Source organism: Psychrobacter sp. PL19, from assembly GCF_017875835.1.
Taxonomy (GTDB): Bacteria; Pseudomonadota; Gammaproteobacteria; order Pseudomonadales; family Moraxellaceae; genus Psychrobacter.
Map to the genome: position 1 here is coordinate 2,427,894 of NZ_JAGING010000001.1, position 17,436 is coordinate 2,445,329.

Genomic DNA, 17,436 nt, shown 5'->3' on the forward strand with positions numbered 1-17,436 from the left:
TCGCTTGATAACGTGTGTTGTTGGTAATTTGCGACATCACACCATTACTTTTATAAAATTTATCAGCAACGGTATTGGTATAATTCCATGTCTTGATTGGTCAGCTTAAGGGAAAGTCCCGAGACGTTGACCATATTTTAGTGCTTTAAATTCCGTAAAATACTAAAACATAAGAGAGCCCTCTAGAGGGCTCTCTTATTTCTTTAAATGATTTAATCATCATTTACAATTTTGATTGTATTTAAGGTTTAACCTAAATTAATATTTTTAAATATCACTCAGTACTTTTGGTTTATCTGATGAACTTGTCGGCATTTTGAATTCAATACCAGCCTTTTTAAATAGTTTTGGATATTCCACCAAAGCCATCGTTGAATTTTTAGCAATACCAGTGATATCTCCAACCACACCTTTAGCCTCAACTAAAGACATTCCTGTATTGGTCAAGCTTCTTGGATTTGCTATTAAACTCGTACCTACTTGTTTAGCGCCTACCGCCAATTCACGAGCGGTTAAACTTGCGATTACAAAGTTTGTTGCAGAGTCCAACAAATGCTGCTTCTGCTCCACATTCAATGCTGACAGCTTAGCTACTGTTCCTTCTTCATCTTTTTGAGAGGCTTCTAAAACAGCATTAGACAACACTACAATTTTCTTTTGAATTGCTTCTTGTTCTTTCGGATCAGAGGTCATTTTCAGACTTTTCTGTTTTGCTTTTAATTCATCTGAATCTTGTTTACTTGCGAGTAATGAAGCTAAAGCAGTACGACTCTGAGTAAACATTGCATTGGTTGCTTTAGCCTGCGTGAAGAAACCATTGATATCCATATTTGAAGAAGATACGCCAGTAACAGATTCAGATAACGACGATGCCATCTTACTCAGCGACCCAAAACCTGCATAGACGCTTGATGCTCCCATTGAAGCTGCTATTGCTAAAACAATTGCAATTTTTTTCATACCTTGTTATCCCTATTTTGAAGAATCGGCTTTTTGCACGATTTGATTTAAAATTTTTGGTAAAGCCTCAAACATCTGAATGTTATACATTTCATTACGATGCTGATGGTCTATACCCTTTAGTCTAATTTCTTGTTGCAAACCATAAGCCCCTATTTTTTCAGACTTTTGGTTGAATATGCGTGCACCACTGGCCATAACCAATGTGGCGTCACAATTACTTTTGTCTGCATTACATTTAATACTGTCTTGTTTCTCTTCAATCTTAAGTACTGGCTGTAAACATTCATCTTTTGGAATATAAAAGTTAACTTTCATATCTTTTTTAAACCCAGCATTTTCAGTCATAGCAACGACTGAATCTTTCAGTAGGGTCTGTCCTTTAAAGCCTGAACCTGTCGCATAAAATGGTCGTTTCGACTGACTGGTAAAAGCGTGGTAAATCAAAGGACCAAAACCATAAAATGGAATTTCACCGACTTGTTCGATATGTAAGCCTGGACATAAAACACGCGATTGCTTCGAGTCACCCACTGGAGCAGAACTATCAAGCAAAATCCTGTCTCCAGAACGCACGGGTAAACGATCATTGCTGTTGACAGGGAAATCTAATTGCGCTGTAACTTTCGCACCTTGACGTTCCAAAACAGTCGCTTCCCATGTTGGAATCAGAATATTACGTCCTGCTGCCTTATCTGAATGATAAACATGAACTTTCATTCCGGTACTTAAGCGTTCCCCCGCATCATCAATAGTAATGTTATGACCACTTGAACTCGAGACTTTTAAATCAGAACGAGTAAATTGAATCCCTTTTTGAAATTTTTGACCTAATTTCAAAAGTGCATTTTTCAATACAACTTCTTTACGTGCCTCTAGAGAAAATCCCATTCCTTCTGAAATCACGTCTTTAATATCATCTGTTGCATGTGCTGAATAGATCACGCGACCAGAACGATCAATCATTTCAGCAAAAACTTCACTATGGAGAACCTGTTGCTGAGTCATTTTCCCAATCTGCTGTTGATAAGCAATTACAGGAATGACATTAATCCGAATAAAAAATTCAGGTAACTCACGTTGGTTAATGTCTTCACTTTGCGCTAATCCAGTCTGTTCGCTAACACTTTGTGCCATAGCACTATAACGTCGATTGACTGGAGTCAAAGTAAATGAAGCTTGCTCACCTACTGCATCTGAAAAGATTTGCTCAATTAAATCTTTTGATTCGCCTTGATAAGTCAGTACATCAACCACTAATGCTTTAGGCTTATTCATAGCCTGACGTGTATCGGTTGAGATTTTACTAAAGCGCTTAGTGCGACCCTGCATCAATATCGGCACAGCCACAGCGTAATCACTGTCTGCATGTACCACACGAATCAAATCGCCCTCTATTGAACTCAGCTCATCTTGTGCAGCGATCCCTTGCTTAAAGCCTTTATCTAGAACCAAATAAGATTTCCACCGATCAACCACTTGGGTCTCAATTTCAGAAATCTTAAGTTTCGATTTTAATTCTTCAGTCACTTGCTTGGTTAACGTCAGCAAAGTGCTTTGAAATTTTTGTTTAATGGCGGCTTTTGTTGTCGGGGAATCAATGTCTGTAGTCAGTACTTGGATTGGTTGCGACAATGTCGCACTGTCACTATAAATAACCTCGCCCGACAACACGTTAGTGAGTTTTAGACTTAAGGTGACTGGTAGAAAAATCTCTGCTGTCGAGTCCTTTTTTACAATATATTCACTCGCGCGTAAAACCTCTAGAGATGCTATATAAGTACGATTTTTGGTTTTTTGCGAAATAGTATCGACAACTTGCTCACCGAAACCTTGTTTTAAACCTTGTACAAAAAATTGCTCGGCTTGTTTACGAATGATTTCATTGTCAATCGCTTGACTGAAATCACACACAATAGAAGAACCATTCGCCTCATATTTGCTAGGATCGGGGCGGCAACCTTGCTCCAATCCAAAAACACCTTTTGATGGATAGATTTGAATGTTCGCATTTGCCCATGCTGACACAAGCATCGGTATCGCCAAACATAACGCTTTGAATTTTATTTGCACTGAATACCACCCATGCAAAGCGTGATTGTATTGCCAGCTTGTAGACGCTCAGCGCTCGATAGCATTGGGCTTACTTTACGTAGCGCTTTCGCCAACTCTCCACTAATCGGTTTTTCACTCTTATAGGTCATGGTCATCTCAACCAACTTGCCATTTTGAGTGCGAATATCGATATTTTCTGCGCCATCCATTTCATCTAAGGCAATATACAAGTCATCCCCGAGACGTGAAGTCACAATGCCAGACATGCTTTTCAAAAAAACGGTAATTTCTTTACCATACATAGAGCGATTTTTTGCATAACCTAAAATCTGTGGTCCAACTTGGCTAACTGCTAATTCACCCAGTTTCTTTGCTACATTAGTGCGGCATGAATCTATGGTCGCACCTGTCGATGACTCTGTACGAGTCTCCCCGCCCATTAAAGTTGAATCATCTACTGAATAAATTTTAAAACTTACAGCACCATCGCAGACAAATTGACCCGTGGCAGTCGAACGACCACGATCATAGATATAAGAGCTACCAGCCATAAACCAGTCCGCTTTTTCTTTACGCGCCGCGATTACTAACTTATTAAGCTCTACATCACTCGTTAGTTGTTGAATCGTCATACTACGACCATTTAGGTACTGACTTCTGAAACGGTCAGAATCGAGCAACCGCAAATCATAACGAGATGCAGCACTTGCAATTGAATTTAATGTTTGATTATTACGCTCAGCTTTAGTACTTGGTGTTTGATATTCCACATATTTCACAAAACTTTGAATATCATTTTGACGTTCAGATTGGCTATATTTTGCAGACTCACTGGCATTGTAGTTACTTGAAGATGCTGATTTACTTGAATTATTATGGTTTGATGAGCGGGCAGCAACACCTACACCAGCCCCATAATAATTATCATAGGCATAACCTGAGGCGGCAGCTGAGCGTCCTTTTGAAGAATAAGAATCTGACGCACTGGCTTTAGCACTTTCACTAGCTTTGTAACTTGCATCTTCATCATAGCTATAGCTACCATCTGAAAAATAAGAAGTGAATTCTTTAACTGGCTTAGAGTTATCTTTTGGTACGCCGAAATACTCATCCATCACAATCATAATCGGACTGGTTCGACTATTTTTCTTTGCCAATCCTAAATCATTAAGAATTGAACGAAATTCTTGGTCATCTATTTCCAGACTAACTTGAGTGACTAATTCATTGTTGCTGTTGGTAATACTGCCTCGGTTCAGCACATAATTACTGTCAACTTGTTTTACAATGTCATTTAAATATTGATTCGCTTCATTCATCGCCTGCGGACCATTAATACGCTTAATGAGAGCAATGACAGCATCAGTTTTTGCATTGTTGTATGCTTGATTACGTGTGCCATTCAGATCTTTTTTGATAATAGGTGTAGCACCTTCCCCATTCACTTTAATAATTTCAGCATTACTAACTTGAACAGCCCCCAAACACAAAAGTATCAATATAGCCTTTTTCATAATTCACCCTCTTAATTAAAATTTCTAGCTACCTTTATAATTTCTTTACTAGATTTTAAATTCAGGGCTTACTCGATAATTATCTCTGTCAGCAATTAAGGTCGCCTTCTTTAAAGTTTGCGTAAGTCCTAAAATTAACCCATTAGAGGTTAGATTTGCGTCAATATAACTACCCATTGCCAGCCTCTTAAACTTACTGTAAGTTACTTTATTATCGTGACTATAACCGATTAGTAATACTCTAGCAATAAGTACGTGCATGAAAAATGAACTAAGGTTTAATTTAGAATGAGGCTTACAATTACAGCACTGCTTATAATGAATAAAATTATTATGAAAAGACTGTTAGTTTGAGTCTCATTAAGGACTAATAATTAGTTAACGATAAATTATTGAAAGACTCTTATGGAAAGCAATTTTTTCCTTTATTTATTAGACCTCTTGCGAAAGTACCAATCCATTGAGCTGTATTAACGAAGCTTCAACGCTTAGCGATGACTTATGCAAGAGGTCTAGTGTCGTATTAAAAAAGCCCATCTAATTTCGAGATGGGCTAAAATTTAAATGTTTACTAAATTTTTATTAACTTATTATTGCTAACTTATGTCAGCAGTATGCTGTGTATCAATATTACTTTTCATTGACTACATCATCCCCATTCCACGCAACAGCGCCGCTCCAATCGCCATGCCAAACAAGCCAACCACAGTAGTAAATGCTAAAATATTAGCCGCCAATATATCATTACCACCCATTGCTTTAGCCATCACATAGCTTGCCGCCGCAGTTGGCGAGGCCACCATCAAAAATAGCACGCCCATATGAACACCAGTAAGACCAAAACCCAGTCCGACTGCGATGGCTAATAATGGCGCAATAACAATACGACCAATGCTGGCTTGCATCGATAGTCCTGAAGGGCTCAACATGGATTTTAGATCAATACTGGCGCCAGCACAAATTAATGCCAATGGTAGCGCAACAGCCGCTAATAAACCGCCAGTAGTATTAATAACCCCAGGAATTGGTGGCAATGGCAAGGCCTTATAGGCAAACGCTGCTAATAACGCGAGGATAAGCGGGTTGGTAAATAGCTTTTTGATAATCATGACACTACGGCTAGACCAGGTATCATCCACACTTTTAGACACTCGGCTGAGAGTGATAACTGCCAAGATATTAAACAATATAGTTACGACACCCATATATACAGCGCCGATACTCAAGCCACGTTCCCCATAAGCGTTGGCAACGGTTGCCAAGCCAATGATCGCCATATTGCTGCGAAATATACCTTGTACAAACACACCTTGATCAGCAGGTCGACTGATAAAACGTTTGGCATAAATCTCAGAACCAATAAATAAAATAAACGTCACTACAATACCAGCAATGATTAATACTATTTGCTTAGCGTAATCCACATTACTGTCCACCACACTAAAAAACAGTAGGCACGGCAAGCAATAATTAAAAACAAAACTCGAAGCCTGATCGATAAAGGCTTGACTAGTCTCCCCGCGTCTTTGCATAAAAAAGCCCAACGCCATTAAGGCTAAGTTGGGCAAAACAATAGTTATCGCAAAAATAATAGCGTCGGTCATGGGTAGGCTCGAGTCAGAGAGAAGCCCAAGATAATGAGTAGATCATCACTGTAGGTCAGATTAGATTATAGAGAATGGATTATAGCGAGTACGCTATAATGTCAAGCTTAGGTTATTTGTGCTCTAGCTTTTTACCCAAAGGCCATCGGTATTTTTTCGTAGACCTTCTCGACTGCCATCCGTGCGATAGCAAACTGGCGAGAGTCATCGTCATGCTATTTGCTAGCATTATTAAAAGCGGCTTGGATACGGATAGCTTGGAAGCGTTATTAAGCAGGATTGCGTAGGTTTCGGTCAGGTATCGCTTATAGTATCTGGCGAGTCTAGTAGATTTGATAAGTTATCGTAGAGCATTGAGACATTCCTTGTCTGTGATTATCCATTTAAATCATTAGTAACCGCTGATAGCCGCATTTTTACCTGCGGCTAATTTTCAAAGTGCGATAACTCGATGGCAGCCCTGCTTCAAATAATTACTAACAGATGTCATTGCCTTTGATACCTTTACTGCATGCTCAAACTCAACATTATGATTCTAATGCCGCCTTAGCTTTTTTCTGTTTTTTGACCGTCATGGCTAATAGCTGGATAGCGGCTGGTGTCACCCCACTAATACGGCCGGCCTGTGCAAGCGTTGCAGGACGTACCTGTGCCATCTTTTCTACTATCTCATTTGACAGTCCAGAGACCACGCTATAATCAAAGTCCATCGGCAATGGCGTATTCTCTAGACGTTTCATCTGGTCAATGTCTTCTTGCTGACGATCTATATAGCCGGCATATTTGACTGATATTTCAATCTGCTCGCCTACTTGTGCAGCGACTTGTGAGTCAGTGATGGCGGCAATATCAGCAAAATGAATCTGTGGCCGTTTAAGTAGGTCATAAGCGGTAGATTCTTTCGACAATACCTCACCCGTTTGCTCAGTGACTTGCGCGCCTAAAGCATTAGCAGGCGTTGCCCATAGGTCTTTTAGGCGACTGGTCTCTTTATTAATGGCATCCATTTTTTCTTGATGTGCTTGCCAGCGGACATCATCAACCAGGCCAAGCTTGCGTCCGGTTTCAGTGAGACGTTGATCGGCATTGTCTTCGCGTAGCAGCAGACGATATTCAGCGCGACTGGTAAACATTCGATACGGCTCAGTGGTGCCATGAGTGATTAGATCATCAACCAGCACGCCGAGGTACGCTTCATCACGGCGCGGAGTCCAGGTTTCAAATTCGCTATTATTAGTGGTTACTAAGGCAGCATTGGTACCCGCAAGTAGCCCCTGCACCCCAGCCTCCTCATAACCAGTCGTACCATTAATTTGACCGGCAAAATATAGGCGATCAATAGATTTGGTTTCTAGGGTTGATTTTAAGTTTTGCGGATCGAAATAATCATATTCAATGGCGTAGCCTGGACGAGTAATATGCGCATTCTCAAGTCCTTTCATACTATGAATAAACTCTAGTTGCACATCGAACGGCAAACTGGTTGAGATGCCATTGGGATACAGCTCATGAGTAGTCAAACCTTCCGGCTCAATAAATATCTGATGGCTGTCTTTATCTGCAAAACGATGGATCTTATCCTCAATAGAGGGGCAATAACGCGGACCTACGCCTTCGATTTTGCCAGAGAACATCGGCGAACGATCTAAATTTTCGCGGATGATATCATGAGTGCGCGCATTAGTATGAGTGATGTAGCAATTTACTTGCTCAGGATGCATAGACACGTCACCCATGTAGCTCATTACCGGTAAAGGAGTGTCGCCAGGTTGAACGCTCATCACACTAAAGTCGACGCTGCGCGCATCAATACGGGCGGGAGTACCGGTTTTTAGACGGCCTACCGGAAGTTTAAGCTCGCGCAAACGATCAGCAAGTTTAATAGAGGGTTGATCCCCTGCCCGTCCACCTTTAGAGTTTTCAAGACCAATATGAATAACGCCGCCTAGGAAGGTTCCCGAGGTCAAAACCACTGTTTCAGTCTTAAAGACAATGCCTGTCGAAGTCACCACCGCCGTTGCGCGTCCGTTTTCGACTAAGATGTCATCAGCAGCTTGCTGAAAGATATCTAAGTTGGGTTGATTTTCGAGCGTGTGGCGAATAGCGGCTTTATATAGGACACGATCAGCCTGCGCTCGTGTCGCTCGTACCGCTGCGCCTTTGCGACTGTTTAAGACCCGAAACTGAATACCCGCTTTATCAGTAGCCAGCGCCATTGCACCGCCCAGTGCATCAATCTCACGTACCAGATGTGATTTACCAATACCACCAATCGCCGGATTACAGCTCATCTGGCCGAGAGTCTCAATATTATGGGTCAATAACAAGGTCTGTGCGCCCATACGCGCGGCAGCTAAGGCCGCTTCCGTACCGGCATGACCACCACCGATCACCACCACGTCGTAATTTTTTGGGTATTGCATGTGTGCCTCACTTGACTCATAACGCGACTATTAACTACGAGGTATTCATTGCTAGCAATGACCTACTTCGTGACAAATAGACGTTAATCGTATTTTAAAAATGGATAGCGGCTGGAATAAGTCGCTAAAATTTGGATGGGTAATTATAACAATTTTTGCGAGCTATAAGAATTTTTGTACTAAAAATATTAAGATCTGGTTGCTAAGAACCTCTCTCTAGAAACCAACTGCTAAAAATCAGCCTTTGAAGTCTTTACCGTCATTTGTATTGTTACCAAGACTAAGCGGTACAATTGGATCTGCCTGACCACTAGAGAGCATATGCTGACTGCCATAACCTTCAGGATTTATTTGTAGATAAGCATTCATCTGTCCAATCGCTTCACCATCATTACTGACCAAAATTTGCGCTTTAATCAGCTCAACAGGCGGTAATGGTAAATTTTTAAGAAGGGCTAAACGCTGCTGATTGTCCCCTTTATTCACCACCAACTCAATAAGTTGACGCGTATCAATCGGCAAGTCTGGGGTATTTTGTGCCAGTAATGCTAGATGATAAGCGCCAGCTGCATCTTGATCCGCGACAATACGTTGTTCAATAGCAATATAAGTACCTTCGGTTGCGCCACCAGCAACACTAAGCTGATGAACACATTTTAGGGCAGAATGCGGCTCGCTATCAGCGATCTTAATAATACGAGCAGATTCAAGTTTTAAATGCTCACGACGCTTTTCAATTGCTTGTTGCTCAAAGTTTTCTTGTTCAGGTGTTTGTGGCTTATTTGCTTGATTATTCATAAGTCTCTCTTATTCTTAAAGCGATATTTATAGGGTGTCTGTCATGTGCACTATATGGGGGTGAAAACTGTAAAGGCAACACGGTTTAAAGACAGTAAAAAGCCCAAGCAGTCATTATAGGATTGCTTGGGCTTACTGTCTTTTAGGCATAATAATTAGGCATAATAATTATTGATTTAGCGGTTAAATATGGCTAAATAAAATCATCATAATATTATGTCGTTGGAGACTAGGCGGCAGGGCTATTTGATTCAACCAATGGCTTTAGCTCACCTGATTGATACATTTGTAGAATGATATCTGAGCCGCCCATCAATTCGCCGTCAATCCATAACTGTGGAAAGGTTGGCCAGTTAGCGATTGTTGGCAAGGTCGAGCGAATTTCCGGATTTTCTAAAATGTTCACAAAGGCAAACGGACGACCAATTTGAGTCAACACTTCAATAGAACGCGCAGAAAAGCCACACTGTGGAAACTGTGGCGTACCTTTCATATATAGAATAACTTTATTATCTTTAATTTGGTCACGGATCAGTTGTTCAACATCAGTTGCAGCATTATTTGGGGTTTGGTCAGTCATAAAGACTCCTATTTATGGAATAGCTTATTAAAGGTGGTTTAGTAAGAATGGCTCGTTAGAAACAATAGTGTTCAAAAGAAGCAGGTATATAATGTCATTAGATGGGGCAATAGCTGCCCCATTACAAGCGTAACTGAGACAGTTGAGATCGCATTTTTATTAATGCCTATTTATAACAATACCTAAATGTCAGATATTAAGGGTAAGGGATCAATAATACCACGGCATTAGCCATGATACCCTCTTGCCGACCGGTGAAGCCCAACTTTTCGGTGGTAGTGGCTTTAATGCTGACATTACCAATCTCAGTTTGCAAATCGCTAGCGATATTGGCGCGCATCGCTTGGCTGTGAGGTGCCAGTTTCGGGCGTTCACACATCACGGTAATATCAGCATTACCCAAGGTATAGCCTGCTGCCTGTACTTTGCCATAAACATAGCGCAATAATACTCTAGAATCAAGACCGGAGTTTACAGCATCAGTATCAGGGAAATGCTGACCAATATCGCCTAATGCTAAAGCACCAAGCAGCGCATCGGCGAGGGCATGAAGCACCACGTCGCCATCAGAGTGAGCGAGTAAGCTGTGACTGTGCTCAATGTGCACACCTGCCAGCACCACATATTGCTGCTGTTCGCCATTATTATGAAAGGCGTGAACGTCGATACCCTGACCAATTTTTATCATTATTATTCCAGAAGCGGTTAAAAAGCTGTTAAAAGCTGTTAAAAAGGAGAAGTAAAATTAATTTGAAATTTATAAAACAGTGGTTTCAGTATCTATTAATGAATAGTCTATCAACGCAAGTCTACCGATGACCATCTATCAATAATTATTACGGAAGTTTTTAACGAGGTCGAGCCCTGCACTTCGCCACCGGTTTCAATTAGCTGTTATAATATGATGCTTATTTTACCATAAGTTGTTGAGCACTTTTTATGTCAGCTATGTCAACCACCCAAGATAGATTAGCCACGCCAGTATCGCATTCTTTTAACGCCCAGCGCGCTTTAACCCTTGCCGATATCGATAATCCTGCTACCACGCGAGTAATTGTTGGTATGTCCGGTGGGGTCGATTCTTCGGTATCTGCCGTTCTGCTTCAGCAAGCAGGATTTATGGTAGAAGGGTTATTCATGAAAAACTGGGAAGAAGATGATGGCACTGAATATTGTACAGCGATGGACGACTTGGCAGACGCCCAATCAGTATGCGATAAAATTGGCATTAAACTACATACTGCTAACTTTGCCATGGAATATTGGGACCGAGTCTTTGAGCACTTCTTAGCCGAATATAAAGCCGGACGGACGCCCAACCCAGATATTTTATGTAATAAAGAAATTAAGTTTAAAGCCTTTTTAGATTATGCCTTAACGCTTGGTGCCGATTATATTGCCACGGGTCATTATACCCGTCGCAGTATTAATTATAACAACGCTGATGGCAGCTGTGTCGCACAGCTGTTGCGCGGTCTGGATAATAATAAAGACCAAAGCTATTTTTTACATGCGGTTGGCGGCGACAAAATTGCCAAAACGCTATTTCCTGTGGGCGAACTAGAAAAACCCATCGTTCGTCAGATTGCCGAAGAGCATGACTTAATTACGGCCAACAAAAAAGACTCTACCGGTATTTGCTTTATTGGAGAGCGCCGCTTTAAAGACTTTTTACAGCAGTATTTACCTGCGCAAAAAGGCGATATCCTAACTGATGATAATAAAGTTATCGGTACCCATGACGGGCTAATGTACTATACCTTAGGCCAACGTGGTGGTATCGGTATTGGTGGCGTTAAAGACCGTCCAGAAGAGCCTTGGTTTGTACTAGCAAAGGACTTAGATAAAAATCGCTTAATAGTGGGTCAAGGTCATGAGCACCCAATGCTGCTAAGTACCGAACTGCACGCTTATAAGCTTGATTGGGTCGATATCTTGCCACCTACGGATATTTTTAGCCCTGATGGTTTACGCTGTATGGCTAAGGCGCGTTATCGTCAACCAGACCAAGCTTGCACCGTAACTGCTGCTAATGAAGACGGTAGTGAAGTACGGGTAGTATTTGATGAGCCCCAACGCGCAGTCACCCCAGGTCAGTCAGCGGTATTCTATATTGATGAGGTCTGCTTGGGCGGTGGTGTGATTGAGTCTATTGATGCGCCGTGTGGGTTTTAGGATAAACATAAAGGACAAGTATAAATGCTTGTGATTATAGTCGCTGATTGAGCTAAGAAAATCAACAGACGTCAACGTAAAAAATCTATTTTACCGACTCAATTTCAACTTATTAACTGTATTACAACCTGTAATTCAACTGAACTAAACGTGCCCAACTAACCTAAAGGATATCTATGCCCACCTCTTTATCTGCCTTGACCGCACTCTCTCCGATTGATGGCCGCTATGCGTCCAAAGCTGACAGCTTGCGCCCTTATCTGTCTGAATTTGGCTTAATTAAAGCTCGCGTCACCGTTGAAATTCGCTGGTTACAGTCATTGGCTGACAACAGTGCGATTGGTGAATTGACCGCGTTTGATACCGATACCAAGGCCTTTTTAAATGCCATCGTTGATAATTTTAGCGAAGTGGACGCGCAGGCGATTAAAGATATCGAAGCCACGACCAATCATGACGTTAAAGCGGTTGAGTACTTCATCAAAGATAAATTTCGTGGTCAGGCAGCCCTTAACGACTCACTAGAATTTATTCATTTTGCTTGTACGAGTGAAGATATTAATAACTTATCATATGCCTTGATGTTGAAAGACAGTCGCGTAATCGTACTCGATAAAATGCAGCAAATGACTGATAGTATTATTGATTTAGCCTTGACTCACGCTGATCAGCCCATGCTGTCGCGCACGCACGGTCAAACGGCTAGTCCAACCACGCTGGGTAAAGAAATGGCTAACGTGGCTTATCGTCTCGCACGTCAAATCAAGCAAGTTGGTCAGGTTGAGTTATTGGGTAAAATCAATGGTGCGGTCGGTAACTATAACGCTCATTACGCAGCCTACCCTGACGTTGATTGGCAGGCGCATGCTGAGCGTTTTATTGAGCAGAGCCTTGAGCTGACTTTTAACCCTTACACTACGCAGATTGAGCCGCATGATTATATCGCTGAACTGTTTGACGCGGTAAAACGTTTTAATACCATACTTCTCGATTTCAATCGTGATATTTGGCAGTATATTAGCCTAGGCTATTTTAAACAGCGTCTAAAAGATGGCGAAGTGGGTTCTTCTACTATGCCGCATAAGGTTAACCCCATTGACTTTGAAAACTCGGAAGGTAACCTTGGCGTAGCGAATGCTATGCTGGCGCATTTGGGTGAAAAGCTCCCGATTTCACGCATGCAGCGCGATTTATCAGACTCGACTGTATTACGTAATATTGGGGTTGGTCTGGCACAAAGCATGATTGCCTATGATGCCTGTTTAAAAGGGGTTGGTAAACTTGAATTAAATGCGCAGCGCCTAAATAGCGATCTTGATCAAGCTCAAGAAGTACTGGCCGAGCCGATTCAAACCGTTATGCGCCGCTACCGCGTAGAGAACCCTTACGAGAAGCTTAAAGCGTTAACTCGTGGCAATGCCATGACCCGTGAAGCGATGCTGACTTTCGTTGAAAGTGATGAGCTGTCTGCGGTTAGCGATGCTGATAAAACACGCCTACGTGAAATGACCCCTGCGACCTATATTGGTAATGCCGCTGAGCAAGCGCGAACTATTAAAGACTGGATTGCTAAGCTTGATAAATAATAGGCTTGATAAATAATAGGCTTGATAAATAATAGGCTTGATAAATAATAGGCTTGATAAATAATAGGCTTGATAAATAAAAGATTTAAATGAGTGGTTGCTAGTCCCTTATTTAAATCAAGCCAGTTGATAACCTTACTCTGAATGCTAGGATTTATCTTCAAAGACCTAGTGGATGAGTAAGGTTTTATTTTTTATCTTTTTTATCACCATCGTCTTCAGAACTGCCCGGTATGATGGCTTTAGTAACGGCAACGGTACCTTTAACCACACCTTTAGTAGTTATATAAGCAACCTTGACCGGTACAGTGACCAATTTGTGCACGCAAGCTTGTAGTAAAAATATGCTGGCAAGTAAGGCGATAATTTGTAGTTTTTTCATGATTGTCCTATGGTTAAGTAGATGACTCAATACGGCTTGCACTTTTTTTGAGTTCATCAAGTCGTGCGGTTTATAAGCAGTTTTAGTGGAGTATAACAATAAACAGTTCACTCTAGAAAACTAGCATAATCAGCGGGTAAACATCTAGAGCTCGCGTGAAGATAGGACAGCAGCTTTTCTTAACAGCACTTATTGGCTTTAGCAGCACTATAGTTAAAATATCTTAAAAACACTACGGTACTGCTGGTATAAGCTTTTTGCAGCCTCTGTCTGCGTAGGCACAGCAAGCAAGAAAAACTTATGCCGGCAGTACGTTATGTATCGATATTACTTTTCATTGACTATATATTGAAGCATGCCTGATTTAAGAGAGTTAAGACTCAACAAATAACTTATTATAGGCTATTGGCCAATCATAAACGATTACCTTATTTTTCTAAACAAAAACTAAACATTATTCTAAACCCATCAAACGACACGGATTTATTAATGAGCGCTTTAAAACTTTGTTTACCCGATGACATAACACCAGAACAGTTTCTAAGCGAATACTGGCAAAAAAAACCACTGCTAATTAAGCAGGGATTGCCCCAGCTTATTGGGATGTTTGAGCCTGATGACATGCTAGGGCTTGCCCTTGAGGAAGATGCTTCAGCTCGCTTACTGACTCAATCAGCAACTAAGCAAACTTCGAATGGCAAGGCTGGCGAACCACAATGGCACCTTAAAAAAAGCCCATTAACTGAAGCGGATTTTGAGGATTTACCACAACAATGGACGGTACTGGTACAAAATTTAGAACAGTGGTCACCCGAACTGGCACAATTATGGCAAGCGCTTGACTTTATTCCGCAGTGGCAGCGTGATGATATTATGGTTTCATATGCGCCTAAAGGGGGTTCGGTCGGCAAGCACTATGATGATTATGATGTGTTCTTAGCGCAAGGCTATGGTCATCGTCGTTGGCAACTGGGTAAATTCTGTGATGAGCATACAGAGTTTGTGCCTGATGAGCCAATTCGTATTTTTGATGATATGGGTGAAATTATTTTTGATGAGATTTTAGAAGCTGGTGACGTGTTGTATGTACCGCCCAAACTAGCGCATTTTGGCGTAGCACAAGATGATTGTATGACTTTTTCGTTCGGCTGCCGTCGTCCTAATTTGATGCAAGTTATCGATAGTCTTGCTGATGTGGCAACCAATGACAGCGCATTGTTTGTACCAATGCTATTGCCGCAAGCGCGCCAAGCTTCAGGTGAGTTGCAAACCGATAGTATCGATGCCATCACCACCCAGCTATTACAACTACTACAGTCAGATCGTGGTGCTAATATCATTCGCCAAGCGGTGTGTGAAGTGGTGAGCAAACGCCAATATGATGTATTGGTACCTGAAGAAACTATGAATACTGATGAGCTGATGCAAGCGTTAGCCGAAGGCGCCACCCTACAAGCGGATTACAGTAATCGTCTGCTATATAACCAAACTAGCCCTAATCAAACTGGCTCTAACCAAAAAGACTGTCAACAAAAAAATAATAGCGTAGCCTTGTATGCGAATGGTCAGCGATTGGATGGTCTGGATGACACGGCAACAGCACTATTAATGCGTTTGGCTGATGGCGAACATATCATAGCAAGCGATGTTGTAGACATTGATCCTGATGATTTAATGGAATGGCTAGAAAATGGTTGGATGTGGGTAGATTATCCTGAGTAAACCTTAATAATCTTAGCTTCAATTAGTAACAACAAAAAACCTGTTTTTGGCATTGCTCAAAAATCGGTTTTTTAATCTAGGAATTATAAGATTCGAATCATTAAAAAATTGCGTCTACGATTATCTTTAATAAATAAACGAGATTTTTATTCCTTATCTTAGGACGCCTCAGCTTTAAGATAACGACTCACTCCCGCGACTACTGTCTGTTCAATCACTCTATCATCACCTAACATCATCAGCACAAACAGACGCTCATCAAGCGATTTGGTCTGAGTCATACGGCGCTCAAGTAACGCAGTGGCGCTCATGTCTATAACCACAAAATCCGCTTCCTTGTTAGGCATAAAGTTACCGATTTTATTGTCTAATAATAACGATTGGGCGTTGCCTAAAGTAATTTGATAGAGCCCTTGATGAGCGGATAACGGATTATTTTGTAACTGTTGGACTTTATACGCCTCTGACAAGGTGGTCAACATCGACAGACTGGTTCCCGCGCCCACATCAGTGCCAACACTAACGCCGGTGTAGCTTAAGGTTTTGGGTAAATCAAACAGTCCACTACCCAAAAATAGATTAGACGTTGGGCAGTGTGCTATTTGCGCGCCGGTCTCGCGTAGCCTTTCGTACTCTGAAGTTTCAAGGTAAATACCATGCGCCAAAGTTGTGCGGCGACCCAGTAGCCCCATGTCTTCGTAGACATCCAGATACCCTTTATGATTGGGATATAGCTCGCGCACAACAGCAATTTCATCACGGTTTTCGGCCAAATGCGTTTGTAAGTAGACGCTATCGTAACTGGCGTATAACTCGCCAGCCAAGCGCAGCTGCTTTGGCGTTGAAGTAATGGCAAATCTTGGGGTAATAGCCACATGCTGACGCCCGCGCTCATGCCACTTATCTATAATATCTTGGGTGTCGCGAATACCTTGCTCAGCTGACACACAAAGATGGGCAGGTGCGTTTTGATCCATTAGGACATTACCGGTAATCATACGGGTATTTAGTTGATGGCTTTCAATAAAGAATGCCTCTACTGATTGCGGGTGACTGGTAGAAAACACCAAGGCACTCGTGGTGCCATTGGCGAGCAACTGATTTAAAAAGAACTTTGCGGTATCATGCGCGACCTTTGGGTCATCAAAGTTGGCCTCAGTGACAAAGGTATAATTATTGAGCCAGTCAAGCAGCTGCTCTCCATAAGCGGCAATCATATCTATCTGCGGATAATGCACGTGGGTATCAATAAAACCTGGCATGATTAGCTTGTGCTGATGGTTGTGAATCTGTACTGGCGCCTGTCCTTCTTTAGCGCTGCCATAATCCGCTAACATTGCCTGACTACTGCCATAGTCTACAATAAGACCGGTCGCATCATCGACAACCAGTGCACCATCAACAATATACTCAGGATAAACCTTCACGCCAGTGTTGACTGGTAGTAAAGTGATGCTTTTATCAACCGTCGTAGCCTTCGGTGAACGGTCAGCAAGGTCCTTTTCGGTAAGATAATGCAGCAACTGGGCTTGATATATATGCAGGGTCATAATGAGATCTCACATTAATTGATAATAAATATGTTGATTGGAAGTTAGTTAAATTAACATCGTCAATCCACCCTAATATGAACACAA

The 17,436-nt window shown here is 41.7% G+C and carries 13 protein-coding genes; 3 read left to right on the top strand and 10 right to left on the bottom strand.

What is annotated here, in order from left to right:
* Positions 1–267 precede the first annotated feature (267 nt).
* The 8 genes from H4W00_RS09690 to ispF all read right to left on the bottom strand — a co-directional run bounded on the left by H4W00_RS09690 (position 268) and on the right by ispF (position 10,622).
* Entirely contained in the window at positions 268–960 is a 693-nt protein-coding gene (locus tag H4W00_RS09690) for a hypothetical protein (RefSeq protein WP_209957680.1), read from the bottom strand.
* Positions 961–972: 12 nt separating this feature from the next.
* The gene (locus H4W00_RS09695; RefSeq protein WP_334684937.1) at positions 973–3,006 is read right to left on the bottom strand and encodes a hypothetical protein; all 2,034 of its coding nucleotides are present in this window, start codon (positions 3,004–3,006) and stop codon (positions 973–975) included.
* Between the two features lie 17 nt (positions 3,007–3,023).
* Positions 3,024–4,529: a hypothetical protein gene (locus H4W00_RS09700; RefSeq protein WP_209957683.1), complete on the bottom strand. Its 1,506-nt coding sequence runs from the start codon at positions 4,527–4,529 to the stop codon at positions 3,024–3,026.
* Between the two features lie 644 nt (positions 4,530–5,173).
* Positions 5,174–6,133 carry an AEC family transporter gene (locus H4W00_RS09705; RefSeq protein WP_209957685.1) on the bottom strand — a complete coding sequence of 320 codons (960 nt, stop codon included), beginning with the start codon at positions 6,131–6,133 and terminating at the stop codon, positions 5,174–5,176.
* 527 nt (positions 6,134–6,660) lie between these two features.
* The gene (mnmG, locus tag H4W00_RS09710; RefSeq protein ID WP_209957687.1) at positions 6,661–8,556 is read right to left on the bottom strand and encodes a tRNA uridine-5-carboxymethylaminomethyl(34) synthesis enzyme MnmG; all 1,896 of its coding nucleotides are present in this window, start codon (positions 8,554–8,556) and stop codon (positions 6,661–6,663) included.
* 237 nt (positions 8,557–8,793) lie between these two features.
* Positions 8,794–9,354, bottom strand: coding sequence for a hypothetical protein (locus H4W00_RS09715; RefSeq protein WP_209957689.1), 561 nt, complete (start codon positions 9,352–9,354; stop codon positions 8,794–8,796).
* Positions 9,355–9,583: 229 nt separating this feature from the next.
* Positions 9,584–9,934 carry a Grx4 family monothiol glutaredoxin gene (gene grxD / locus H4W00_RS09720; protein ID WP_209957691.1) on the bottom strand — a complete coding sequence of 117 codons (351 nt, stop codon included), beginning with the start codon at positions 9,932–9,934 and terminating at the stop codon, positions 9,584–9,586.
* Between the two features lie 196 nt (positions 9,935–10,130).
* Positions 10,131–10,622: a 2-C-methyl-D-erythritol 2,4-cyclodiphosphate synthase gene (gene ispF / locus H4W00_RS09725; RefSeq protein ID WP_209957693.1), complete on the bottom strand. Its 492-nt coding sequence runs from the start codon at positions 10,620–10,622 to the stop codon at positions 10,131–10,133.
* 260 nt (positions 10,623–10,882) lie between these two features.
* Here ispF and mnmA point away from each other — a divergent pair, with 260 nt between their 5' ends.
* Positions 10,883–12,109, top strand: a complete 1,227-nt coding sequence (gene mnmA, locus H4W00_RS09730) for a tRNA 2-thiouridine(34) synthase MnmA (RefSeq protein WP_334685007.1) — start codon at positions 10,883–10,885, stop codon at positions 12,107–12,109.
* A gap of 176 nt (positions 12,110–12,285) precedes the next feature.
* Entirely contained in the window at positions 12,286–13,695 is a 1,410-nt protein-coding gene (gene purB / locus H4W00_RS09735) for an adenylosuccinate lyase (RefSeq protein ID WP_209957695.1), read from the top strand.
* Between the two features lie 187 nt (positions 13,696–13,882).
* Here purB and H4W00_RS09740 read toward each other — a convergent pair whose 3' ends face one another.
* Positions 13,883–14,077 (bottom strand): NF038104 family lipoprotein, encoded by a 195-nt coding sequence (locus H4W00_RS09740; protein WP_209957697.1) that lies wholly within the window; start codon positions 14,075–14,077, stop codon positions 13,883–13,885.
* A 489-nt stretch (positions 14,078–14,566) separates the two neighbouring features.
* On the opposite strand from H4W00_RS09740, the gene H4W00_RS09745 reads away from it, so the two are divergent.
* Complete coding sequence (locus H4W00_RS09745) at positions 14,567–15,799, top strand: JmjC domain-containing protein (RefSeq protein ID WP_209957699.1); 1,233 nt, start codon at positions 14,567–14,569, stop codon at positions 15,797–15,799.
* 158 nt (positions 15,800–15,957) lie between these two features.
* Here the strand turns inward: H4W00_RS09745 and guaD are convergent, their stop codons facing one another.
* Positions 15,958–17,349 carry a guanine deaminase gene (gene guaD, locus H4W00_RS09750; RefSeq protein WP_209957702.1) on the bottom strand — a complete coding sequence of 464 codons (1,392 nt, stop codon included), beginning with the start codon at positions 17,347–17,349 and terminating at the stop codon, positions 15,958–15,960.
* Between the last annotated feature and the right edge of the window lie 87 nt (positions 17,350–17,436).